Source organism: Serratia sp. CY43202 (assembly GCF_052168755.1).
In the GTDB taxonomy this organism is placed as follows: domain Bacteria; phylum Pseudomonadota; class Gammaproteobacteria; order Enterobacterales; family Enterobacteriaceae; genus Serratia; species Serratia bockelmannii.
Genome location: NZ_JBJNMB010000002.1, coordinates 475,634 through 499,411, shown reverse-complemented (window position 1 = coordinate 499,411; position 23,778 = coordinate 475,634). Strand labels below are relative to the sequence as shown.

23 protein-coding genes are annotated in these 23,778 nt (G+C 59.0%); 6 read left to right on the top strand and 17 right to left on the bottom strand.

Annotated elements, in window-relative coordinates; all coding sequences use genetic code 11:
- Positions 1 to 7: 7 nt before the first annotated feature.
- From fadD to ACJ8J5_RS04175, 4 genes are all read right to left on the bottom strand, one after another.
- A complete protein-coding gene (fadD, locus tag ACJ8J5_RS04190; protein ID WP_025303115.1) occupies positions 8 to 1,696 on the bottom strand; it encodes a long-chain-fatty-acid--CoA ligase FadD in 1,689 nt (562 codons plus the stop codon).
- Between the two features lie 209 nt (positions 1,697 to 1,905).
- A complete protein-coding gene (locus ACJ8J5_RS04185; protein WP_021503867.1) occupies positions 1,906 to 2,496 on the bottom strand; it encodes a Slp family lipoprotein in 591 nt (196 codons plus the stop codon).
- A gap of 100 nt (positions 2,497 to 2,596) precedes the next feature.
- Positions 2,597 to 3,298, bottom strand: coding sequence for a tRNA (adenosine(37)-N6)-threonylcarbamoyltransferase complex dimerization subunit type 1 TsaB (gene tsaB / locus ACJ8J5_RS04180; RefSeq protein ID WP_025303116.1), 702 nt, complete (start codon positions 3,296 to 3,298; stop codon positions 2,597 to 2,599).
- Between the two features lie 79 nt (positions 3,299 to 3,377).
- A complete protein-coding gene (locus tag ACJ8J5_RS04175; protein WP_004932318.1) occupies positions 3,378 to 5,294 on the bottom strand; it encodes an ATP-dependent DNA helicase in 1,917 nt (638 codons plus the stop codon).
- Positions 5,295 to 5,427: 133 nt separating this feature from the next.
- Between ACJ8J5_RS04175 and ACJ8J5_RS04170 the strand changes: the two genes are divergently transcribed.
- Entirely contained in the window at positions 5,428 to 5,772 is a 345-nt protein-coding gene (locus ACJ8J5_RS04170) for a RidA family protein (protein ID WP_025303117.1), read from the top strand.
- A 62-nt stretch (positions 5,773 to 5,834) separates the two neighbouring features.
- Here the strand turns inward: ACJ8J5_RS04170 and mdtI are convergent, their stop codons facing one another.
- The 4 genes from mdtI to zwf all read right to left on the bottom strand — a co-directional run bounded on the left by mdtI (position 5,835) and on the right by zwf (position 9,343).
- Positions 5,835 to 6,164, bottom strand: coding sequence for a multidrug/spermidine efflux SMR transporter subunit MdtI (gene mdtI, locus ACJ8J5_RS04165; RefSeq protein ID WP_016927446.1), 330 nt, complete (start codon positions 6,162 to 6,164; stop codon positions 5,835 to 5,837).
- On the bottom strand, positions 6,151 to 6,519 hold the full coding sequence (gene mdtJ, locus ACJ8J5_RS04160; RefSeq protein WP_025303118.1) for a multidrug/spermidine efflux SMR transporter subunit MdtJ: 369 nt from the start codon (positions 6,517 to 6,519) through the stop codon (positions 6,151 to 6,153). The genes mdtI and mdtJ overlap by 14 nt, the downstream gene beginning before the upstream one ends.
- Positions 6,520 to 7,071: 552 nt before the next feature.
- Positions 7,072 to 7,713, bottom strand: coding sequence for a bifunctional 4-hydroxy-2-oxoglutarate aldolase/2-dehydro-3-deoxy-phosphogluconate aldolase (locus tag ACJ8J5_RS04155; RefSeq protein WP_025303119.1), 642 nt, complete (start codon positions 7,711 to 7,713; stop codon positions 7,072 to 7,074).
- Positions 7,714 to 7,867: 154 nt separating this feature from the next.
- A complete protein-coding gene (gene zwf / locus ACJ8J5_RS04150; protein WP_019452799.1) occupies positions 7,868 to 9,343 on the bottom strand; it encodes a glucose-6-phosphate dehydrogenase in 1,476 nt (491 codons plus the stop codon).
- A gap of 448 nt (positions 9,344 to 9,791) precedes the next feature.
- Here zwf and ACJ8J5_RS04145 point away from each other — a divergent pair, with 448 nt between their 5' ends.
- From ACJ8J5_RS04145 to ACJ8J5_RS04135, 3 genes are all read left to right on the top strand, one after another.
- Positions 9,792 to 10,664, top strand: a complete 873-nt coding sequence (locus ACJ8J5_RS04145; RefSeq protein WP_025303120.1) for a MurR/RpiR family transcriptional regulator — start codon at positions 9,792 to 9,794, stop codon at positions 10,662 to 10,664.
- A 190-nt stretch (positions 10,665 to 10,854) separates the two neighbouring features.
- Positions 10,855 to 12,297: a pyruvate kinase gene (gene pyk, locus ACJ8J5_RS04140; protein WP_004932339.1), complete on the top strand. Its 1,443-nt coding sequence runs from the start codon at positions 10,855 to 10,857 to the stop codon at positions 12,295 to 12,297.
- An 85-nt stretch (positions 12,298 to 12,382) separates the two neighbouring features.
- On the top strand, positions 12,383 to 13,264 hold the full coding sequence (locus tag ACJ8J5_RS04135) for a leucine-rich repeat domain-containing protein (protein WP_025303121.1): 882 nt from the start codon (positions 12,383 to 12,385) through the stop codon (positions 13,262 to 13,264).
- Between the two features lie 49 nt (positions 13,265 to 13,313).
- On the opposite strand, the gene lpxM is transcribed toward ACJ8J5_RS04135, so the two are convergent.
- The 3 genes from lpxM to znuA all read right to left on the bottom strand — a co-directional run bounded on the left by lpxM (position 13,314) and on the right by znuA (position 16,722).
- Positions 13,314 to 14,282: a lauroyl-Kdo(2)-lipid IV(A) myristoyltransferase gene (gene lpxM, locus ACJ8J5_RS04130; protein ID WP_015378127.1), complete on the bottom strand. Its 969-nt coding sequence runs from the start codon at positions 14,280 to 14,282 to the stop codon at positions 13,314 to 13,316.
- A gap of 151 nt (positions 14,283 to 14,433) precedes the next feature.
- Positions 14,434 to 15,756 carry a murein DD-endopeptidase MepM gene (gene mepM, locus ACJ8J5_RS04125; RefSeq protein ID WP_004932347.1) on the bottom strand — a complete coding sequence of 441 codons (1,323 nt, stop codon included), beginning with the start codon at positions 15,754 to 15,756 and terminating at the stop codon, positions 14,434 to 14,436.
- 21 nt (positions 15,757 to 15,777) lie between these two features.
- On the bottom strand, positions 15,778 to 16,722 hold the full coding sequence (gene znuA, locus ACJ8J5_RS04120) for a zinc ABC transporter substrate-binding protein ZnuA (protein WP_025303123.1): 945 nt from the start codon (positions 16,720 to 16,722) through the stop codon (positions 15,778 to 15,780).
- A gap of 78 nt (positions 16,723 to 16,800) precedes the next feature.
- On the opposite strand from znuA, the gene znuC reads away from it, so the two are divergent.
- Positions 16,801 to 17,559, top strand: coding sequence for a zinc ABC transporter ATP-binding protein ZnuC (gene znuC / locus ACJ8J5_RS04115; RefSeq protein ID WP_004932357.1), 759 nt, complete (start codon positions 16,801 to 16,803; stop codon positions 17,557 to 17,559).
- A complete protein-coding gene (znuB, locus tag ACJ8J5_RS04110) occupies positions 17,556 to 18,341 on the top strand; it encodes a zinc ABC transporter permease subunit ZnuB (RefSeq protein WP_414104436.1) in 786 nt (261 codons plus the stop codon). Before znuC ends, znuB begins: the two co-directional genes overlap by 4 nt.
- A 60-nt stretch (positions 18,342 to 18,401) precedes the next feature.
- On the opposite strand, the gene ruvB is transcribed toward znuB, so the two are convergent.
- The 6 genes from ruvB to aspS all read right to left on the bottom strand — a co-directional run bounded on the left by ruvB (position 18,402) and on the right by aspS (position 23,725).
- Positions 18,402 to 19,406, bottom strand: coding sequence for a Holliday junction branch migration DNA helicase RuvB (ruvB, locus tag ACJ8J5_RS04105; RefSeq protein WP_025303125.1), 1,005 nt, complete (start codon positions 19,404 to 19,406; stop codon positions 18,402 to 18,404).
- Between the two features lie 19 nt (positions 19,407 to 19,425).
- Positions 19,426 to 20,040 (bottom strand): Holliday junction branch migration protein RuvA, encoded by a 615-nt coding sequence (ruvA, locus tag ACJ8J5_RS04100; RefSeq protein ID WP_164064172.1) that lies wholly within the window; start codon positions 20,038 to 20,040, stop codon positions 19,426 to 19,428.
- A gap of 112 nt (positions 20,041 to 20,152) precedes the next feature.
- Complete coding sequence (gene ruvC, locus ACJ8J5_RS04095; protein ID WP_004932367.1) at positions 20,153 to 20,674, bottom strand: crossover junction endodeoxyribonuclease RuvC; 522 nt, start codon at positions 20,672 to 20,674, stop codon at positions 20,153 to 20,155.
- A gap of 57 nt (positions 20,675 to 20,731) precedes the next feature.
- Entirely contained in the window at positions 20,732 to 21,475 is a 744-nt protein-coding gene (locus ACJ8J5_RS04090; RefSeq protein WP_004932370.1) for a YebC/PmpR family DNA-binding transcriptional regulator, read from the bottom strand.
- A gap of 19 nt (positions 21,476 to 21,494) precedes the next feature.
- Positions 21,495 to 21,941, bottom strand: a complete 447-nt coding sequence (gene nudB, locus ACJ8J5_RS04085) for a dihydroneopterin triphosphate diphosphatase (protein WP_004932373.1) — start codon at positions 21,939 to 21,941, stop codon at positions 21,495 to 21,497.
- Positions 21,941 to 23,725 carry an aspartate--tRNA ligase gene (aspS, locus tag ACJ8J5_RS04080; protein ID WP_414104435.1) on the bottom strand — a complete coding sequence of 595 codons (1,785 nt, stop codon included), beginning with the start codon at positions 23,723 to 23,725 and terminating at the stop codon, positions 21,941 to 21,943. Before aspS ends, nudB begins: the two co-directional genes overlap by 1 nt.
- Positions 23,726 to 23,778: the final 53 nt, after the last annotated feature.

Sequence of the window (23,778 nt, the reverse complement as noted above, 5' to 3'; positions counted from 1 at the left end):
GCGACACCTAGGCGGCATCGGCCGGCTTCGGCGTTTTTAGCTCATCGCGCAGTTCTCGCCGCAAAATCTTGCCGACGTTCGACTTCGGCAGTTCATCGCGGAACTCAACAATTTTAGGCACTTTATACCCGGTCAGGTGGCGACGGCAATGGGTCAACAGCTCTTCCTTGGTCAGCGAGGCGTCTTTCTTCACCACGCAGATCTTCACCGTTTCACCGGAGGCCTCGCTGGGCACGCCGATTGCCGCACATTCCAGCACTTTCGGGTGCTGGCTGACCACATCTTCAATCTCGTTCGGATACACGTTGAAACCCGAGACCAGGATCATGTCTTTCTTGCGGTCGACGATGCGCACAAATCCCTGATCGTCCACGGTCACCACATCGCCGGTCGCCAGCCAGCCATCTTTAAGCACTTCATCGGTGGCTTCCGGGCGCTGCCAATAGCCTAACATAACTTGCGGCCCTTTGACCCACAGTTCGCCCGGTTCGCCCGGCGGCACGTCATGGCCGTTGTCGTCCACCAACCGAATGTCCGTCGACGGCACCGGCAGGCCGATGCTGCCGCTGTAGTGTTTCAGATCGTAAGGGTTACCGGCCACCAGCGGCGCGCACTCAGTCAGACCATAGCCTTCCAGCAGGTGTTTACCGGTGGTTTTCTCCCACTTCTCGGCCACCGCTTTTTGCACCGACATACCGCCGCCGACCGAGAAACGCAGCGTAGAGAAATCGAGTTTGTGGAACTCTTCGTTGTTCAGCAACGCGTTGAACAGCGTATTCACCCCGCTCATGGCGGTGAACGGATATTTACCCAGCTCCTTCACCAGCCCCGGAATATCGCGCGGGTTGGTGATCAGCAAATTGCGCCCGCCCAGATCGATAAACAGCAGGCAGTTCACCGTCAGCGCGAAAATGTGGTATAGCGGCAACGCCGTCACCACCAGTTCCTGCCCTTCACGGAACAGCGGCGAATAAGCGGCCTTGGCCTGCTCAAGGTTGGCCTGCATGTTACGGTGCGTCAGCATCGCGCCCTTCGCCACGCCGGTGGTACCGCCGGTGTATTGCAGGAAAGCCAAATCGCTATTAATGATGTCCGGTTTTACATATTGCAGACGGCGGCCGCGTTGCAGCGCGCTGCGGAATGAAATGGCGTCCGGCAGGTTGTATTTGGGCACCAGGCGCTTGACGTATTTGACCACGAAGTTAACCAGCGTGCCTTTGGCGGCCGAAAGCTGGTCGCCCATGCGCGTCAGGATCACGTGTTTGACCTGGGTGTTGAACACCACTTTTTCCAGCGTATGGGCAAAGTTGGAAACGATAACGATGGCGCTGGCGCCGCTGTCGTTCAACTGGTGCTCCAGCTCGCGCGGGGTATACAACGGGTTGACGTTGACCACCACCATGCCGGCACGCAGAATGCCGAACAGAGCGATGGGGTATTGCAACAGGTTAGGCATCATCAGCGCGACACGGTCGCCTTTCTTCAGGCCCAGTTCATTTTGCAGGTAAGCCGCGAAAGCCCGGCTGCGTTCTTCCAGTTTGCGGAAGGTCATCACCTCGCCCATGTTGATAAAGGCGGGCTGATCGGCATAGCGCTGCACGGCATGCTCAAACATTTCGATCAACGACGAATAGCGATCGGCATCAATCTCTGCGGGCACATCTGCCGGATACCGTTTTAACCAGACCTTATCCAAGGTATTACTCCTGAAATCATTACTAATTATCATCGCAGCCCTCAAACTCGCAGCCTAACCATAACAATATTTTAACTCAGCAGACCAGTTCGGGTTTTAAACATTATTCAGGTTGCGATGTACGTCACTAATTGTCGGATATTCCCTATCCCAAAAAGCAAAAGGGCGGCCTGAGCCGCCCTGTCAAATATGTTCACATCAAGCGTATGCTACTCGGTTACGATGGTTTGCACCTGTGCCGGACCGGGGTTGTACCAGCCATAGCCTGCGCCCCAGCCGGGCCCCCACGGACCACCGCGCCAGCCCCAAGGGCCCATCGGCGCAGGCGGCATCACCACCTGCTGCACCAGATGCCAGCGCTTGAAACCGGTCACGTTCATCGTTACGAAACGATATGGCGTCATGCCGATCCGCCCCTCTTTCAGGCCGGTGATCGGGCCGACGACGGTCACCAGTTGGCCTTTGAAATCGACCGGTTCGAGGAAGCCGTTCACCGTGGCCAGCAAGCGGCCGTTCGACGGTTCACCCAGTATCGGCCGCGCACCGCTGTCGAGCGGCACCGCCGCGATCTCCAGCAGCGTACGCCCTTGTTCGTTGGCGACGTTCACCACAGTGCCGCCGAAGCGGGCTTCCGCGCCAGTAAACAGGTTCGGTGCATTTTGTACCGAGGAAAGCTGAGTCACCGGCGAAGGGCTGGAGCCTTTGATCGCATCCGGTACGGTGACGCACCCAGTCAGAACCAGCGCGCCGCAGGCGACGGCCAGCAGCGACAGCTTTTTACTTGCAGTGCGGATTAACATGGTCGCAATCTCCTGAAATGCCTGTAACTTTGACCGCGTTTCGTCGTTCAAGTTGCAGGCCTTCATCGCCCGGCATCAACAACAGCACAATACGCCGCGATTACTCGCGGCCCGGCAGTTTTTTCCAGGTGACTTCATTGCGCAGATAGGTCGGCTCGGCGTTTTCCACCGCCACCGCCAACCCCTGTTGCCAGGCGTGCAGCGCCAGCGGCAGCATGTCTTGCGCCTGCGGCAGCAGCATTTGGCCGTCACGCACGCTCAGCGTAGAACCGTTGACCAGGTCGGGATAGGTTTGCCAGCCGGTGCCGACGTGGGCCCATTCGCCCTGCAGACGCTGTGCACGCTCGAGCGCCTGCGCCGGCGACAGCACCGCCTCGCCTTCGCTTTCCAACCAGCTGCCGTCCACTTGGCGTTCGAACTGCCCCCAGTAGACTTCCCCCATGCGCGCATCGATCGCTGCCAGCACGCGCGCCGCGCCGCTGACGCGCCAGGCGCCCTGCGCCATGGTTTGCAGCGTGGAAATGCCAATCATCGGCAAATCGGCGCCCAGCGCCAGGCCCTGAGCGATGCCGATGCCGATGCGCACCCCGGTAAAACTGCCGGGGCCGCGGCCGAAGGCCAGCGCATCGAGCTGGTTGAGCGCCAGACCGGATTCCGCCAGCACCTGCTGCACCATAGGTAAAATTCGTTGCGTATGCTCGCGTGGGCACAGCTCAAACAGGGCGTGGATTTCGCCTTGATTCCAGACGGCGACGGAACAGGCTTCCGTCGCGGTATCGATCGCTAAAATTCGCGTGGACATGCCAACCTCTGGCGGGAATAAAACTGGGTTTTTCATACAGGGCGCGCATTGTAGCACAGCCCCGTAAGCCCTTCATCTTTCACGTGGCCGACGTATCGGCGGCCTGCAGGAAGGCGATGGCCTGTTTCAGATCGCGGGTACGCGGCGTAGGCGGTAGGCTATTGAGGAACACCTCGCCATAAGGGCGCATCACCAGACGGTTATCGCAAATCACCAGCACGCCACGGTCGTCGGTATCGCGGATCAAACGGCCCACCCCCTGTTTCAGGGTGATGACCGCATCCGGTAACTGTACGTCATTGAACGGATCGCCGCCGCGCAGGCGGCAATCTTCAATGCGCGCCTTCAGCAGCGGATCGTCCGGTGAAGTAAACGGCAGCTTATCGATGATGACACACGACAGCGCATCGCCACGCACGTCCACCCCTTCCCAGAAGCTGCTGGTCGCCACCAACAGCGCGTTACCGGCGGCGACGAACTGCGCCAACAGCTGCCCTTTGCTGGTTTCCCCTTGCAATAAGACCGGCAGCGTCATCGTGGCGCGGAACTCTTCCGCCAGCTCGCGCATCATCTGGTGCGATGTGCACAAGAAGAAGCAGCGGCCGTTGTTGGCTTCGATTAATGGGCGCAGCATGCGCGCCAGCTGGCGCGCCCCACCGGGCTGATTCGGCGAAGGCAAAAAGCGCGGCACGCACAGCAACGCCTGTTTGGCATAGTCGAACGGGCTCGGCAACAGCAGCGTTTTGGCCTTGGTCAGCCCCAGCCGTTCGGTGAAGTGGCCCAACTGATCGTTGACCGACAGCGTGGCCGAGGTAAAGATCCAGCTGCCCGGCTTCTCGTCCAGCATTTCGCGGAAACGATCGGCTACCGTCAGCGGCGTCAGCGCCAGCACGAAGTGGCGCGAATTGCACTCATACCAATAGCTGTAGCCCGGTTCCGTTACCGCCTTGAGGCGTTTGAGACGCGCGCGGTACAGCGTGGCGCGCTCAAAGGCGGCGTCCAGCAGCGCCGAACGCCCCAGCGACAGCTTCATCACGTCATAACACAGCTCCAGCGCGTCATCGAGCAGCAACAGAGCACGCTGCACGTTGGGTTCGCCGAGCACGTCACGCAGATTTCCGCGGAACCCCGGTTCTCCCAGATTCAGACGGAAATCTTGCGTGCTCAGGCTGAGACGATCGGCGCTCTTTTGCAGCTGAGCCGCATCGCGCACCTCGGTGCGGTAGGCGATGGTGATGTCCTTCGCCAGATCCAGCAGCTGGCGGCTGGTGAGCTGCTGGCCGAAATACTGGCTGGCGATGTCGGGGATTTGGTGCGCCTCGTCGAAAATCATCACCTCGGCTTCCGGGATCAGCTCGGCGAAACCGCCCTCTTTTACCACCATATCCGCCAGGAACAGGTGATGGTTTACCACCACCACATCTGCATCCATCGCGCGGCGACGCGCCTTGACCACGAAGCAATCCTGATACAGCGGGCAGTCGCTGCCCAGACAGTTGTCATTGGTGCTGGTCACCAATGGCCAGACGAAGCTGTCTTCCGCCACTTCGCTACAGGTGCTGATATCACCCTCTTTGGTCTGCGACGACCACTTGCGCAGCTGCACCAGATCGATCAGCGTCTGCCCCGCCAGCTCGCCGCCGGCCATCGACTGCTGCTCCAGCCGCTCCAGACACAGGTAATTGGAGCGCCCTTTGAGCAGCGCCAGCTTGCCTTTGTACTTCAACGCCTTGGCGACGGTGGGCAGATCGCGCGCATACAGCTGATCCTGCAGCGCTTTCGAACCGGTGGAGATGATCACTTTGCGATCGGCACGCAGCGCCGGCGCCAGATAAGCGAAGGTTTTGCCGGTGCCGGTGCCGGCTTCCACCACCAGTTCCTGCTTGAAATTGATCGCTTCGGTAACGGCTTGCGCCATCTGCCGCTGCGGCTCACGCGGTTTAAATCCCTTGATAGCCTGCGCCAATGCGCCGTCTGTTGCAAAATCGTCTGTCACGCTGTCTCTCTGCCGGTGTCATTCAACGGTGATTATGCCAAGCCTGCCGCCCGGCTACCACCCACTTTATCGCCGCGCTTTTTTATCACCGGCTGTGCTACCCTTAGCGCGACTATGATATGGAGATAAGCAAATGAATATCGAAAGAATTGATCCCGATCAGCGCTGGTCCGAAGCCGTAGTGCACAACGAGACCGTTTACTACACCAGCGTGCCGGAGAACCTGGACGACGACGCGACCGCGCAGACCGCCAACGCCCTCGCCGCCATCGACGTGCTGCTGGAACGCGTAGGGTCGGACAAAAGCCGTATTCTGGATGCCACCATTTTCCTGGCCAACAGCGCCGACTTCGCCGCGATGAACGCCGCCTGGGACGCCTGGGTGGTCGCCGGCAGCGCGCCGGTGCGCTGCACGGTGCAGGCGCAGCTGATGAATCCGAAGTACAAGGTGGAAATCAAAATCATCGCCGCGCTGTAAGCCTGAGCGCAGACGAAAAAAAACCGCAGACGGCGACGCCTGCGGTTTTTTATTGCCCGCTATCAAGACAGTTTAAGGATCACCATCCCCGTCAGCAACAGCGCCAGGCCAATCCAGCCTTTGGCGTTCAACCGCTGGCCGAACATGATCCAGCCTGCGGCGATGGTGGCGGCGATACCGAAACCGCCCCACAGCGCATAGGCGATCGACAGATCGATACCCTTAACCGCCTGCGCCAGGGCGCTGAACGCACCGAGCACCGACAGCAGCGACAGCAATCCCAGCCAAATTTTACGGAAGCCGTCCGACATCTTCAGGAAGATGTTGGCGATAATTTCCAGCACGATGGCCAGCCCCAGGAACCCAATGTGGTACAACTCAAACTGTTGCATGGTTGTCACCTCGCGGGCTGACCTGTTTTCGCTCTTTGCGGGTACCGGATTTCACCAGCATGATGCCGGCGATCAGCGTAGCCAAGCCCAACACCTTCAGCGCCGAGATCGGTTCGTCGAACCACAGTACGCTGAACAGGGTGATGAACAGAATGCCGATGCCTTCCCATAGCGCATAGGCCACACCCAGCGCCACGCGTTTTATCGCTACCGACAACAATACATAAGACGCGGTAATCATCACGTACATCACGATGTGCCCGATCATGCCGCCATTGACGCTAGCGTATTTCATCGACAAGGTGCCGATGATTTCGGTCATGATGGCCAAACCTAAAAAGATCCAATAAATCATAATTTTTCTCCCAAACGGCGAATAACGCGCGCCAAGGCATATTTATCCCGATTTATCTCGTCGGACGGCCGCAATGCGGCGCGCAAGACGCAGAGATCCCTGGGGATAAACTGACCCAAACGCAAAAAGAATGTTTGCCCGGCTGAACGGTAATGCGAAGGCCTAAGCCCGCTACCAGCACCGGTTAAGGGAGAAAGACGCTATAGCTCGCTGCACCAGTGATGCTCACTGGCAAGGATCGCAGACAGGAAGAGTTGGCACGTAGAGGTTCTGAGGGTAGTTCCGTTAATAGTCATCATAATAGTTCTCTATTATCAGCCGCACACCGTGCGATTTGCCCAATATCCTCATAAAAGTAAAATTTTCAACTGAGATATTTTTACCACAGCCAAAATTAGAAAGCAAACTGCCGTTTTCATAAAAAAGCAGAAAAAAACGGGTTAAAAATAAGAAAGTTAATTGCGATAAAAATTAAAAAAGGCCCAACGGAGCGTTGAGCCTTGCGATATCCGCGGGTGAGCAAATAAGCGCCAACCCCAGGCCTGGCGCGGGTTACAACGCGGCGCCGCTGACCGCGCTGCGCGCCAGTTCAGTGATGCGCGCATAGTCGCCGCTTTCGAGCGCATCGGCCGGCACCAACCAGGAGCCGCCGATGCACAATACGCTTTTTAGCGCCAGATAATCGCGGTAATTGTTCGGCGTAATGCCGCCGGTCGGGCAAAAACGCACCTGCGGGAACGGGCCGCCGATCGCCTGCAGCGCCTTCACGCCGCCGTTGGCTTCCGCCGGGAAGAATTTGAATTCGCGCAGGCCGTAATCCATGCCCAGCATCAGTTCAGATACGGTGCTGATGCCCGGGATCAGCGGGATTGACCCCGCCGTCGCCGCCTGCAGCAAAGCGTCGGTCAGCCCCGGGCTGATGGCGAACTGCGCCCCCGCCTCGGTCACCTCCCGCAGCTGCTGCGGATTGATCACCGTACCGGCGCCGATGATCGCCTCCGGCACCTCTTTGGCGATAGCGCGGATAGCCTCCAGCCCGCAGGCGGTGCGCAGCGTCACCTCCAATACCCGCACGCCGCCGGCAACCAACGCTTTCGCCAGCGGCACCGCCTGCTCCAACTTGTTGATCACGATAACAGGCACCACCGGCCCTGCCGTCAGGATCTGCTCGGCGCTGGTTTTCCAGTTTTTCATCGTTATTTCTCCATGACTCGCGGTTAACAATGGCACGCCCCTGCCACAGGGCTCCGCGCAAGCGCGCGAACGTCCGGCCGTACCGTAAGTGATGTGGCCCACGCGCAGATCGCAGGCAAAAAAAAGCCGGCAGACAGGCTGCCGGCATTGCGCATTATTCGAACTCGTTCCAGGAACGGCCGTCGCGGGTGATCATTGCCACCGAGGCCACCGGCCCCCAGGTGCCCGCCTGATAAGGTTTAGGCGCCTCGTTGTCGGCTTTCCATGCATCCATGATGGAGTCGACCCACTTCCAGGCCTCTTCCACTTCATCGCGGCGCACGAACAGCGCCTGAATGCCTCGCATGGTCTCCAGCAGCAGGCGCTCGTAGGCGTCCGCCACGTGCTCCTGGTTGAAGGTTTCCGAGAAGCTCAGGTCCAGCTTGGTGGTCTGCAGACGGTGCTTGTGATCCAGCCCCGGCACCTTGTTCAGTACCTGAATTTCGATGCCTTCGTCCGGTTGCAGACGGATGGTCAGCTTGTTCTGCGGCAGCTGCTGGTACGAATCGCTGAACAGGTTCAGCGGCGGGTTTTTGAAGTACACCACCACTTCCGAACATTTGGTCGGCAGGCGTTTACCGGTACGCAGGTAGAACGGCACCCCGGCCCACTGCCAGTTGTCGATATCCACGCGGATGGAGACGAAGGTTTCGGTGCTGCTGCTCTTGTTCGCGCCTTCCTCTTCCAGATAACCCGGCACTTTCTTGCCCTGGACGAAACCGGCGGTGTACTGCCCGCGCACGGTGGTTTCCCGTACATTGGTCTGATCGATGCGGCGCAGCGAGCGCAATACCTTCACCTTCTCGTCGCGGATACGGTCGGTCGTCAGGTCCGCCGGCGGCGACATGGCGATCATGGTCAGGATCTGCAGCAGGTGGTTCTGGATCATGTCGCGCATCTGGCCGGCCTGGTCGAAGTAACCCCAGCGCCCTTCGATGCCCACCTCTTCCGCCACGGTGATCTGCACCGAATCGATGGTGCGGTTATCCCAGTTGGATGCGAACAGCGAGTTGGCGAAACGCAGCGCCAACAGGTTCAGCACCGTCTCTTTGCCGAGATAGTGGTCGATACGGTAAACCTGGGATTCGTTGAAGTACTCCGCCACCTGATCGTTGATCACGCGGGAAGACGCCAGATCGGTACCCAGCGGCTTCTCCATCACCACGCGCGCCGGTTCATGGTTCAGCTTGGCTTCGCCCAACCCTTTGCAGATGGCGCCAAAGGTGCTTGGCGGCATGGCGAAGTAGTTGATGGTGGTGCGGTGTTTCTGATCCAGCATTTTACCCAGTTTGGTAAAGTTCTTGCTGTCGTTGACGTCCAGATTGCAGAAGTCCAGGCGTGCGCTCAGCGTGGCCCAGAGTTCGTCATCCAATTTTTCTTTCATGAAGGTGCCAAGCGCTTCCTTGACCACTTCGGTATACGCTTTTTTATCCCACTCCGCGCGGCCGACGCCGATAATCCGCGTATCCGGGTGGATGTGTCCGGCTTTCTCTAACTGGTACAGGGAAGGCAGCAGCTTACGGCGCGCCAAATCACCTTTCGCGCCGAAAATAACCAGGTCACACGCCTGGGCTGTAGAGGTTACCGCCATGTTCATCTCCTCGTTGCAGGATATTTGTAATTTTCTTACATTACTAATGTACTCTGTTTGACTACGGCCAGCAAACCCGGTGCAGAAGCAGGAAAAAAGACCTCAAGATTCCAGCGGTAGCGCCAACGCGCGCCAGAGCCCGCACAGGCGGGCAAAACTGTAATTTTTCGTCTTTTTTGACGCTCTGTTACCATTATGAAAGTTAGACACAGGTCATATTCTGGTGAAAAAAGCCTGCATACGCCCTGTCGAGACTGCCAACGGTTACCAGCACGTAGTATATTTTCACTAAACCGGCATTGATTTCTCCTTTGTTTGAAATCGACATACCCTATCGATTCCAGGTTACAGCCGCTCGTTTGGCGTCTGCGTGCACGGCGAACACGGGCGAAATTCGGCGCTGTTGCTTGAAAGCCACAGGGATAAAACCATGAGTGACTCTCGTTATATGAATACGCTGGACAAAATCCAGAACCATCTGGAACGCCTGAGCAAATCTGAAAGGAAAGTCGCCGAGGTGATCCTGGCCTCCCCACAGACCGCCATTCACTCCAGCATTGCCACGCTGGCGCGCATGGCCGACGTCAGCGAACCTACCGTCAACCGTTTTTGCCGCCGCCTTGATACCAAAGGCTTTCCCGATTTCAAACTGCACCTCGCCCAAAGCCTGGCTAACGGCACGCCCTACGTAAACCGTAACGTTGAGGAAGACGACAGCGTCGATTCCTATACCAGCAAGATCTTCGAATCGGTCATGGCCAGCCTGGATACAGTAAAGGCAAATTTGGATATTGCCGCAATCAATCGTGCGGTTGACCTGCTCACCCAGGCAAAAAAGATCTCTTTCTTCGGCCTGGGTGCCTCCGCAGCGGTGGCGCACGACGCGATGAACAAATTTTTCCGCTTCAACATTCCGGTGGTTTACTTCGATGACATCGTCATGCAACGCATGAGCTGCATGAACTCCGGCGAGGGCGACGTGGTGGTGCTGATCTCACACACCGGCCGCACCAAAAATCTGGTGGAGATGGCTCACCTGGCGCGGGAGAACGACGCCACGGTACTGGCTATCACCTCGCGCGACACCCCGCTCGCCCAAGCGGCGACCCTCGCGTTGCTGCTCGATGTGCCCGAAGACACCGACGTTTACATGCCGATGGTGTCGCGGATCGCGCAATTAACGCTCATTGACGTGCTTGCCACCGGATTTACCTTGCGCCGAGGGGCTAAATTCAGAGATAACTTGAAGCGGGTCAAAGAAGCGCTCAAAGAATCGCGCTTTGATAAAGGCGTGGTCATTCCCAACAGTTTTGATTCGTGACCCGACGAAGAAAAAAATCGCCGTTCAACAGACATTTGAATGACGGCATCAGAGGCGGTACCCTGTTAACATGCTCATGCGGGTAACCCGGGTGAAATATCAGTGTTGTAAAATTACATTTCACGCCTGGTTTCGTTATCCGACGTTATCGCAACACCAATATTTGCTTCACCAGTCAACGGAGTAATACATGTCCAGACGGCTCAGAAGAACCAAAATCGTTACCACCCTGGGTCCGGCTACAGACCGCGACAATAATCTGGAAAAGATCATTGCCGCCGGTGCCAACGTAGTTCGGCTTAACTTCTCCCACGGCAGCCCGGAAGATCACCAGGCTCGCGCAGACAAAGTGCGCGAAATCGCGGCCAAACTGGGACGTCACGTCGCTATCCTCGGCGATCTGCAAGGGCCGAAAATCCGCGTATCCACCTTCAAGGAAGGCAAAATCTTCCTCAACGTGGGTGATAAATTCCTGCTGGACGCCAACCTGTCAAAAGGCGAAGGCGATAAAGAAAAAGTCGGTATCGACTATAAAGGCCTGCCTGCCGACGTCGTGCCGGGCGATGTCCTGCTGCTTGACGACGGCCGCGTTCAGTTAAAAGTGCTCGAAGTTCAGGGCATGAAAGTGTTTACCGAAGTGACCGTCGGCGGCCCGCTGTCCAACAACAAGGGCATCAACAAGCTAGGCGGTGGCCTGTCAGCCGAAGCGCTGACCGAAAAAGACAAGGCGGACATCGTGACCGCCGCCAAGATTGGCGTCGACTATCTGGCGGTCTCCTTCCCGCGTACCGGTGAAGACCTGAACTATGCCCGCCGCCTGGCGCGCGATGCGGGCTGCAACGCCAAGATCGTGTCCAAGGTTGAGCGCGCCGAAGCGGTTTGCACCGACGAAGCGATGGACGACATTATTCTGGCCTCCGACGTGGTGATGGTTGCCCGTGGCGACCTCGGCGTCGAAATCGGCGATCCGGAACTGGTCGGCATTCAGAAGAAACTGATCCGCCGCGCCCGCACCCTGAACCGCGCGGTGATCACTGCGACCCAGATGATGGAGTCGATGATCACCAACCCGATGCCGACCCGCGCCGAAGTCATGGACGTGGCCAACGCCGTGCTGGACGGCACCGACGCCGTCATGTTGTCGGCGGAAACCGCTGCTGGCCAATACCCGGCGGAAACCGTGGCGGCGATGGCGCGCGTTTGTCTGGGCGCCGAGAAGATCCCGAGCATCAACGTTTCCAAACACCGTCTGGACGTGCAGTTCGACAATATCGAAGAGGCGATCGCCATGTCTTCGATGTATGCGGCCAACCACCTGAAAGGCGTCACCGCGCTGATCGCCATGACTGAGTCCGGGCGCACCGCGCTGATGATGTCACGCATCAGCTCCGGCCTGCCGATCTTCGCCATGTCGCGTCATGAGCACACGCTGAACCTGACTGCGCTGTATCGCGGCGTGACGCCGGTATATTTCGACAGCCACAAAGACGGCGTGATCGCCGCCAATGAAGCCGTCAATCGCCTGCGTGACAAAGGCTTCCTGGTCTCCGGCGATCTGGTGATCGTCACCCAGGGCGACGTGATGGAAACCGTCGGTACCACCAATACCAGCCGTATCTTGCGCGTCGAGTAATTCACGCCGCAGACGAAATGCCGGCCGGCTCACGTTGGCCGGCATTTTTTTTGCGCTGACATCGCCATAAACGACGGAGAACGCCATGCTCCACCAACACAACCCCGCAGCGAGCGCTGATGAGCTCGATCTCGACGGCCGTAGCCTGACGCAGCTCGACGAATCGCAGCTTGCCGGCCGCGCGCTGCGCAAGGTCAGCCTGTACGACAATCAGCTGACGGCCTTCCCCACCCCAATCTTCCGGCACCAGAATCTGCAGGTGCTGAATATCTCCTGCAATCAGCTCGACCGTCTGCCGCCGGAGATTGGTCAGTTGCAACAGCTCGAGATGTTCGACTTTGGCCACAATCGCGCGAGCGAACTGCCTGAAGCGTTGGGGCAACTGCACCGGCTGAAATACCTCTATCTGAGCGATAACGGTTTTAGCGACCTGCCCCATTCGCTGGCACAGCTGCAGCAGCTCATCTATCTCAACGCGACCGATAACCAACTGACCGCCTTGCCGCAGGCAATACCGAGGCTGGCGGCGTTGCAGGAGCTGCGTTTATACAACAATCGCATCAGCCACCTGCCCGCCGAAATCGGGCAGCTGCGCGCGCTGCGCGAACTGCATATCATGAAAAATGCCCTGACCACGCTGCCGGCGGAAATGGCTCTGCTCGGTGAGTTGGAGATACTCGATGCGGCCAACAATGCTATCACCGAACTGCCGGCAGCCTTCTGCCACCTGCCGCGATTGAGCGAGCTGAACCTGCGTTTCAATCAACTGACGCGCCTGCCGGAAAATATCGGTGAGCTGACGGCGCTGAGAAGTCTGGATCTGCGCGCCAACCGCCTGAGCGAGCTGCCGGAAAGCCTCGGCGAACTGAGCCGGCTGCGCAAGCTGGATCTGCGCTGGAATGATTTCACCCGCACGCCTAAAGTCATCGACATCCTGCGGGCGCGCGGCTGTATGGTGCACATCTGAAGTGATACCGGCCGGGTTATAGCCCGACCGGCGTTAACGTTAGGAAGGATTAGCGATACAGATCGTCGCGCGAGTAAGGCTCAATCTCCCCTTCCTTGCGCGTCTTCAACAGTTTTAGGATCCAGGTGTACTGCTCAGGGTTCGGGCCCACCAGGTTTTCCACTTCTTCATTCATGCGGCGCGCAATCCGTGGGTCATCGGCTTCGGCCAGATCGTCCATGGGCTCGCGAATATAAATATCCAGCATGCTGGTTTTGCCATCGTACACCGGGAACAAAGGCACGATCGCCGCACGACACACTTTCATCAACCGGCCTACCGCCGGCAGCGTCGCCTTATAGGTCGCGAAGAAATCGACGAACTCACTGTGCTCGGCGCCGTGATCCTGATCGGGCAGGTAGTAGCCCCAGTACCCCTGCCGTACCGAACTGATAAACGGTTTGATGCCGTCGTTGCGCGCGTGCATGCGGCCGCCGAATTTACGACGCACGGCATTCCACAGGTAGTCGATCAGCTGATTGCGCTGGTTGTGGAACATCGCAGCCATCGGTTGGCCGCGCGCAGCCATCAGCATCGCCGGCACATCCACCGCCCAGCCGTGAGGCACCAGGAAAATCACGTTACGCCCTTCCGCCCGGATCTTGTCCAGCACCTCTTCACCGTGCCAACGCACGCGCTTTAGCACTTTTTCGGGCTTGGTGCAGGCCAGTTCCGCCATCAGCACCATCGACTGCGGCGCGCAGGCGAACATCTGGTCGATAATGTGCTCGCGTTCGCTTTCAGGCAGCTCAGGCAAGCAATACAGCAGGTTGATGCGGGCACGACGGCGCGCGCCCTTCGCCAGCTTGCCGGCCAGTTTGCCGACCGCACCCAGCACCGGATCGCGCAGGCGCGCAGGCACCAGCGAAATGCCGGCCATCAGACCGGTTCCCAACCACACGCCCCAGTAGCGCGGATATAAAAAGGCTTTTTGAAACTGCGGGATGAACTCTACGTTCGATTTCTTCTCGTTTTGCATGCACGTGCTCTTCGCTTAGCGATTCGGCTAATCATAATTGCCATCACCGATTTTGCAATTAACAACCGCGAACCACCCAGATAAAACAGCATCGGCCCGCAATCAGGCCGATGAAATTAACGGCGCCGGAGCGCCGGAAAAAAGGGGGACGTTAATCCAACTGCAGCTGAGGAACCACTTCCTTCACCTGTGCCAGATAATCGCTGCGGTCTTTGCCGCCCAGCCCTTCGGAACGCGGCAGTTTGGCCGTCAGCGGGTTCACCGCCTGTTGGCCGGTCCACAGTTCAAAGTGCAGGTGTGGCCCGGTGGAACGGCCGGTGTTGCCGGAGAGCGCAATGCGATCGCCGCGTTTCACCTTCTGGCCTGGTTTCACCAGCAGTTTTTTCAGGTGCATATAGCGCGTGGTGTACTGACGACCGTGGCGGATCGCCACATAGTTGCCCGCTGCGCCGCTGCGTTTGGCGATCACCACCTCACCGTCGCCGACCGCCAGCACCGGCGTGCCGACCGGCATGGCGAAATCGACGCCCTTGTGCGGCGCCACGCGGCCAGTCACCGGGTTCACGCGGCGCGGGTTGAAGTTGGAGGAGATGCGGAACTGTTTCATGGTCGGGAAACGCATGAAGCCGCGCGCCAGGCCAGAGCCTTGGCGATCGTAGAATTTGCCGTCTTCGGCGCGGATCGCATAGTAATCTTTGCCGCCGGTGCGCAGACGCACGCCCAACAGCTGGCTTTGCGATTTCTTACCGTCGAAATGCTCGCGCGACATCAGCACGGAGAACTGGTCGCCTTTGCGCAGCTTGCGGAAATCGAGCTGCCACTGCAGGGCTTTGATCACCGAGTTGATTTCGTTACGGCTCAGCCCGGCGTCGCCGGCGCTGCTGACGAAGCTGCCGTTAACCCGGCCGCTGATCACGTTGTTGCGCCATTCGCCCTGCTGCGCCTCTTTCGACTCTTTGAAGCTGTTGCCGACGCGATCGTAGGTGCGGGTTTCGCGGCGGGAAACTTCCCAGGTCAACTGCTGCAAATCGCCCGCATCATTCACAGTCCACGACAGCTGTTGGCCGATCTTAAGGTTGCGCAGATCGCGGTTTTGCGAAGCCAGCAGCGTGACATCCGACATATCGATGCCGTACTGCGTCAGAATGCTGCCGAGGGTATCGCCGGTGGAAACCACATATTCATGCACGCCATCATCGCCGGCATCTTTTTGATCCAGCTCATCCTGCGGGATTTCGTCATCGGGGGTGGGTTGGTCGACATCTATCGGTTCACTGGCTTCGGGGAGCAATGACCGCATCTGGCTGGATTCTAACTCGACGCTCTTGGCGATGGGGTTGTGTTCTGGGTGGTAAACAAAAGGCCGCCAAACAGCGACGGCCAATGTGACGACTGTCAGCGACCCCAGCATGACGCGATGGGGCCGTGGCAGGTTGTTATACGCCAGAGCGATAGTTCGGACTATCTGCTGCACTCGATATTATCCTCATAAGCTTTACTTCAGGCAGCTCACGTACTGGTTTGACAGCTGAGTCAGGAATTTCCCGTAGCTGTCCTTCCCCAGAGCGATGCCGATGCCCAGCGGGTCCAGCGTTCCGGAACGCACTTTGGTACCCTTGGCGACGGCATTGATTACGGCCGGCCTGAATTGTGGCTCAGCAAAAACGCATACCGCTTTCTGCTCAACCAACTGTGTTCGAATTTGGTGTAGGCGCTGTGCTCCAGGCTGAATTTCGGGATTGACGGTGAAATGGCCCAGCGGACTCAAACCGTAGTGTTTCTCAAAGTAGCCGTAAGCATCATGAAAAACAAAATAACCCTTACCTTGCACAGGCGTAAGCATGTTACCAACATTTTTGTCAGTTTGCGTCAGCAGATTCTCGAACTGGCGCAGGTTTGCGTCTAATTTGTCCTTGTTTTGCGGCATAAGTTCCAACAATCTGTCGTGAATCGCGATCGCGGTCACTTTTGCTATCTCCGGCGACAGCCAAACGTGCATATTGTACTCGCCGTGATGATGCCCATGATCGTCATCGGCATGGTTATGCGCTTCGCCTGCATGATCATGATCGTCGTCATCTTCGCCTTTCATCAGCAACGGCTTCACCGCCGGCAGTTCGCTGACAGCCAGCTTTCGGGTTGCCGAGATAGGCACCAGCGCCTTGTTCAGGAACGCTTCCATGTCCGGCCCAACCCATAGCACCAGGTCCGCAGAGCGCAAACGCTGGATATCGGAAGGACGCAGCGCAAAATCGTGCGGTGAAGCGCCGTCCGGCAGCAACACCTCGGTCGGCGTCACGCCGTCGGCGATCGCCGAAGCGATAAAGCCCAGCGGACGAATCGTGGTCACCACCGCCGCGGAAGCGCTGCTCAGCGGGCCGGCCATCAACAATGCGCTGGCCAACAGCGTACGCTGCAGCCATTTATTTTTCTTTGCCATCATCAGTAATCCCATCGTTTTCATCAACAAGGCGTGATATTATAACATTCGCTTCGTTCTGCAACCTGTAATCTCGAGATGTCTACACTGATAACGCTAAAAAATATCTCCGTCGCCTTCGGCAGCCGCAAGGTGCTGTCGAACATTTCCCTCAGCCTGCAACCCGGCCGTATTCTCACGCTGCTTGGCCCGAACGGCGCGGGCAAATCCACGCTGGTGCGCGTGGTGCTGGGATTGGTCAAACCGACCGCCGGCACGCTGGAGCGTGAGCCCGATCTGCGCATCGGCTATGTGCCGCAAAAGCTGCACCTCGACGCCACCCTGCCGCTGACCGTCAGCCGCTTTATGCGTCTTAAACCTGGCGTAAAGAAAGCCGACATTCTGCCGGCGCTCAAACGCGTGCACGCCGCCCACCTGCTCGACCAGCCGATGCAAAAGCTCTCCGGCGGTGAAAACCAGCGCGTGCTGCTGGCGCGAGCGCTGCTGAATAAACCGCAGCTGCTGGTGCTGGACGAACCCACGCAAGGGGTAGACGTCAACGGCCAGCTGGCGCTGTACGATCTGATCGATCAGCTGCGCAAGGAGCTGGGGTGCGCCGTGCTGATGGTCTCGCACGATCTGCATCTGGTGATGGCGAAAACCGACGAGGTGTTGTGCCTCAATCAGCACATCTGCTGCTCCGGCGCGCCGGAGGTGGTCTCGATGCATCCCGAATTCATCGCCATGTTCGGCAACCGCGGCGCAGAGCAGCTGGCGGTGTATCGCCACCATCACAACCACCGCCACGATCTGCAGGGAAGAATTGTCTTGAAGAAAACCGGGAGCCGCGAAGCATGATTGAACTGTTACTTCCCGGCTGGCTGGCCGGCGTGTTGCTGGCTAGCGCCGCCGGGCCGCTGGGTTCCTTCGTGGTCTGGCGCCGCATGTCCTACTTTGGTGATACCCTGGCGCACGCCTCGCTGCTCGGCGTCGCCTTTGGTCTGCTGCTCGACATCAACCCCTTCTATGCGGTGATCGCCATTACGCTGCTGCTGGCTCTGGCCCTGGTTTGGCTGGAACGTCGCCCGCAGCTTTCGGTGGATACCCTGCTCGGCATTCTGGCGCATAGCGCCCTGTCGCTGGGACTGGTGGTGGTGGCGTTGATGTCTAACGTGCGGGTCGATCTGATGGCCTACCTGTTCGGCGATCTGCTGTCGGTTACGCTGAGCGATATCGTGATGATTGCCGGCGGCGTCGCCGTGGTGCTGTTGGTGCTGTGGTGGCAGTGGCGCGATCTGCTGTCGATGACCATCAGCCCGGAGCTGGCGCACGTCGACGGCGTTAATCTGGTGCGCGCACGCACCGTGTTGATGCTGGTCACCGCCTTGACCATCGGTCTGGCGATGAAATTCGTCGGCGCGCTGATCATCACCTCACTGCTGATCATTCCGGCAGCCACCGCTCGGCGCTTCGCACGCACGCCGGAGCAGATGGCGGGCGTCGCAGTGCTGCTCGGCATGATGGCCGTCACCGGCGGCCTGACCTTCTCGGCATTTTACGATACGCCGGCCGGCCCTTCAGTTGTGCTGAGCGCCGCCGTGCTGTTCACGCTGAGCCTGTTCAAAAAACAGCAGGCTTGATTAAAGCCGGGATATGACAAGGGCCGCATCTGCGGCCCTTTGTTATGATGGGTGGAAAACTTATGCTTCGCGTTCGAGGCCGAAATGCCGGTAGGCATGCTGCGTCGCCAAACGGCCGCGCGGCGTGCGCTGGATAAAGCCCTGCTGGATCAGGAACGGTTCGATCACATCTTCGATGGTTTCACGCTCTTCGCCGATCGCCGCCGCCAGGTTGTCCAACCCGACCGGGCCGCCGGTAAACTTGTCGATAATCGCCAGCAGCAGCTTGCGATCCATATAGTCGAAGCCTTCGGCATCGACGTTGAGCATATCGAGTGCCTGCGCCGCCACTGCGCCGCTGATCACGCCGTTGGCGCGCACTTCGGCGAAGTCACGCACCCGGCGCAGCAGGCGGTTGGCGATACGCGGCGTACCGCGCGCGCGGCGGGCCACCTCATGGGCGCCCTCGTCGGACAGCTCCAACCCCAGGCACCCGGCGCTGCGTGAGACGATATGCTGCAGATCCGCCACCTGATAAAACTCCAGCCGCTGGACAATGCCGAAGCGATCGCGCAGCGGCGAGGTCAGCGAACCGGCGCGGGTGGTTGCACCCACCAAGGTAAACGGCGGCAGATCGAGCTTAATCGAACGCGCCGCCGGCCCTTCGCCGATCATGATATCCAGCTGATAGTCTTCCATCGCCGGATACAGCACCTCTTCCACCACCGGTGACAGACGGTGAATCTCATCGATGAACAACACGTCATGCGGTTCAAGGTTGGTCAGCATCGCCGCCAGATCGCCCGCCTTCTCCAGCACCGGGCCGGAAGTGGTGCGCAGATTCACGCCCATTTCGTTGGCCACGATGTTGGCCAGGGTGGTTTTCCCCAGGCCCGGCGGGCCGAAGATCAGCAGGTGGTCGAGCGCGTCGCCGCGCTGCTTGGCCGCCTGGATGAAGATCTCCATCTGCTCGCGTACGTGCGGCTGACCCACGTATTCAGTCAACAGCTTGGGACGAATGGCGCGATCGAGGACTTCTTCCTCGTTGATCGGTTCGGCGGAGATCAGGCGATCGGCTTCAATCATTATCTACCTCTTAGCGGCCTTACAAAGCAGCGCGCAACGCGTCGCGGATCAGCGTCTCGCAGTCGGCGCCCGGTTTGGCAATTTTGCTGACCATGCGACTCGCTTCCTGTGGCTTGTAGCCCAGCGCCACCAGCGCCGAAACGGCTTCGGCTTCCGCGTCCGCTTCCGGCGCGTTGTCGGCGGCGGACGGCAGGCTGATCTCGCTGCTGTTGTTGAACAGGTCGCCGTTAAGCCCTTTGAAGCGGTCTTTCATCTCTACCACCAGGCGCTCGGCGGTTTTTTTGCCCACGCCCGGCAGCTTGACCAGTGCGGTGATCTCTTCACGCTCCACCGCGCTGACGAACTGCTGCGCGGACATGCCTGACAGGATCGCCAGCGCCAGCTTCGGCCCGACGCCGTTGACCTTGATCAGCTCGCGGAACAGCGCACGCTCCTGCTTGTCGTTGAAACCGTACAGCAGCTGCGCGTCTTCACGCACCACGAAGTGGGTAAACACGATGGCCTCTTGCCCCAGTTCAGGCAGCTCGTAAAAGCAGGTCATCGGCATGTGTACCTCGTAGCCCACGCCGTTCGCCTCCAGTAACACCAGCGGCGGCTGCTTTTCCAGAATATTTCCTCTGAGACGACCTATCATTTACCCTCCTGCAGAATGACCGGGCATGGCGCCCTGCCATGCCGTTGCTGGTAAAGCTTATAACATAAAAAAGGCTGGATGAATATCCAGCCTGAGCAATCATCGCTTTGCGTCAGCGCAAACGCCCGCGCGCCAGGTTCAACCGCCCTTCGCTCATCCGCAGCACGTTCTGGCTGAGGTGGCAGTGGGTGATGGCGATAGCCAGAGCATCGGCGGCGTCCGCCTGCGGGTTGGCCGAGAGTTTGAGCAGCGAGCGCACCATGTGCTGTACCTGCGCCTTTTCGGCCGCACCGGTGCCGACCACGGTCTGTTTGACCTGCCGCGCCGCATACTCGAACACTTCCAGATTCTGATTCACCGCCGCCACGATCGCGACGCCGCGTGCCTGGCCGAGCTTGAGCGCCGAATCCGGATTCTTAGCCATAAACACCTGTTCGATGGCGAAGAAGTCGGGCTGAAACTGGGTGATGATCTCACTGACGCCGGCGTAAATCAGCTTCAGCCGCGTCGGCATGTCGTCCACCACCGTGCGGATGCAGCCGCTGGCGATATAGCTCAACTGACGCCCCTGCTGGCGGATAAGGCCATAGCCGGTGACGCGTGAACCGGGATCGATACCGAGTATGATCGCCATATCTACATCCACCTTGCATGCACGGCGCCGCCGAACGGCGGCGCCCGTTTTACCGGATTACAGCGTCGCCGCCACTTCGTCGGAGATTTCACCGTTATGGTAAACTTCCTGCACGTCGTCGCAGTCTTCCAGCATATCGATCAGACGCAACAGCTTAGGCGCGGTTTCCGCGTCCATGTCGGCCTTGGTCGATGGGATCATCGACACTTCCGCCGCTTCGGCCTCGAAGCCCGCCGCGGTCAGCGCGTCTTTCACCGCGCCCAGGCTTTCCCAGGCGGTGAACACGTCGATGGCGCCATCGTCATAGGTCACGATGTCTTCCGCACCGGCTTCCAGCGCCGCTTCCATCACGCTGTCTTCATCCAGGCCCGGTGCGTAAGTGATCACGCCCTTCTTGGTGAACAGATAAGCTACGGAACCGTCGGTGCCGAGGTTGCCGCCACACTTGGTGAAAGCGTGACGCACTTCCGCCACGGTGCGGTTGCGGTTGTCACTCAGGCATTCGATCATGACGGCGGTGCCGCCAGGGCCGTAACCTTCATAGATGATGGTTTCCATATTGGTATCATCATCGCCGCCCACGCCGCGCGCGATCGCACGGTTCATGGTGTCGCGCGTCATGTTGTTCGACAGCGCCTTGTCCATCGCCGCGCGCAGACGCGGGTTGGAATCCGGATCGCCGCCGCCCAGCTTCGCGGCAGTGACCAGCTCACGAATAATCTTGGTGAAAATTTTACCGCGCTTGGCGTCCTGCGCCGCTTTACGGTGCTTTGTGTTGGCCCACTTACTATGACCTGCCATAAAAAATCTCCGAAAAAAACTACTGGACTGAATTGATCACGAACTCTTCAATCGCCTGCTGATTGCTCCATGACTTGGTCAACTTCACGGCTTCGGCCGCCTCAAGCCATTGGTAAGCGTGGTGCTCGGTAATCACCGGATCGCGCTCCTCGGGCAACGCCAGACAGAACCAGTGCTCTTTATTGCGCGTGGTTCCCGGCGCATAGCGATGTCGCAAATGGACAAAGAGTTCAAACTCCACGCAGCGTTGGCAATCGAACAACGGCAGGTGCTCTGCTTCGATATCGATGCCGACTTCTTCCATGACTTCACGCCGCGCGGCATGCGGCGGTGACTCATCCTGTTCCAGGCTACCGGTGACCGACTGCCAGAACTCGGTATCGTCGCGCCGCTGTAACATCAGCACCCGACCACTGGATTTCGCGTAAATCACTACCAGGATAGATTCAGGGCGCTTATAACTCATCACTCGCTCTCTTGTTCCGCACCGGCTTTCTTTACCACGCTGATCGCCAGCTCCTGCAGCGACGCCGGGTTGGCGAAGCTCGGTGCGTCGGTCATCAGACAGGCCGCCGCGGTGGTTTTCGGGAAGGCGATCACGTCGCGGATGTTGTCGGTGCCGGTCAGCAGCATCACCAGACGATCCAGGCCGAAGGCCAGGCCGGCGTGCGGCGGCGTACCGTACTTCAGCGCGTCCAGCAGGAAGCCGAACTTCTCGCGCTGTTCATGTTCGTTAATGCCCAGAATGCTGAATACCGTCTGCTGCATTTCGCTGCGGTGAATACGCACCGAACCGCCGCCCACTTCGTAACCGTTGATCACCATGTCATAGGCGTTGGCGATAGCGTTGACCGGCGCTGCCGCCAGCTCTTCCGGGCTCATGTCGCGCGGCGAGGTGAACGGGTGGTGCATCGCCGCCAGGCCGCCCTCTTCGTCTTCTTCGAACATCGGGAAGTCGACCACCCACAGCGGCGCCCAGCTGTCGAGTTGGGTCAGCCCCAGATCGCGACCCAGCTTCAGGCGCAGCGCGCCCATCGCGTCGGTGACAATCTTGAAACTGTCTGCGCCGAAGAACAGGATGTCGCCGGTCTGCGCGTTGGTGCGCGCCAGGACAGCTTCCAGCACTTCCGCGCTGAGGAATTTGGCGATCGGGCTCTGCACGCCTTCCATGCCGGCGGCGCGGTCGTTGACCTTCAGCCAGGCCAGGCCTTTCGCGCCGTAGATGTTGACGAAAGCGCCGTACTCGTCGATCTGCTTGCGTGTCAGCTGTGCGCCGCCCGGTACGCGGATTGCCGCCACGCGGCCTTTGGCGTCGTTAGCCGGGCCGGAGAACACTTTAAACTCGACCTCTTTGACCAGGTCGGCCACGTCCACCAGCTCCAGCGGGTTACGCAGGTCCGGCTTGTCGGAGCCAAAGCGACGCATCGCTTCGGCGAAGGTCATGACCGGGAAATCGCCCAGATCCACGCCCTTCACGTCCAGCCACAGCTCGCGCGCCAGTTTCTCCATCACTTCACGCACCTGATCGGCGGTCATGAAGGAGGTTTCGACGTCGATCTGGGTGAATTCAGGCTGACGGTCCGCACGCAGGTCTTCGTCACGGAAGCATTTGACGATCTGATAGTAACGATCGAAGCCGGACATCATCAGCAGCTGTTTGAACAGCTGTGGGGACTGCGGCAGCGCGTAGAATTTGCCCTTGTGCACGCGGCTCGGCACCAGGTAATCGCGGGCGCCTTCCGGCGTCGCCTTGGTCAGCATCGGCGTTTCGATATCGAGGAAGCCATGGCTGTCCATGAAGCGGCGTACGAAGCTGGTGATTTTGGCGCGGGTCTTCAGACGCTCAGCCATTTCCGGGCGGCGCAGATCCAGGTAGCGGTATTTCAGGCGCGCTTCTTCACTGTTGACCTGGTTGGAGTCCAGCGGCAGCGGCTCGGAGCGGTTGATGATCTCCAGCGCGTGGGCAAACACTTCCACTTCGCCGGTGGCCATATCTTTATTGATCTGGCTGTCCGGACGCGCACGCACGGTGCCGACGATCTGGATGCAGAACTCATTGCGCAGGTCGTAGGCCTTGTCGAACGCCACTTTCTCGTCCGGATCGAAGAACACCTGCACGATGCCTTCGCGGTCGCGCATATCAATAAAGATCAGGCCGCCGAGATCGCGACGACGATTGACCCAACCACACAGAGTGACTTCCTGGCCCACGTGGGACAGATTCAACTGTCCGCAATATTCAGTACGCATACGCTATCCTTTTACACAGCCGATGCCGCGCCGGGCTACTGCGCCCCTGTCGC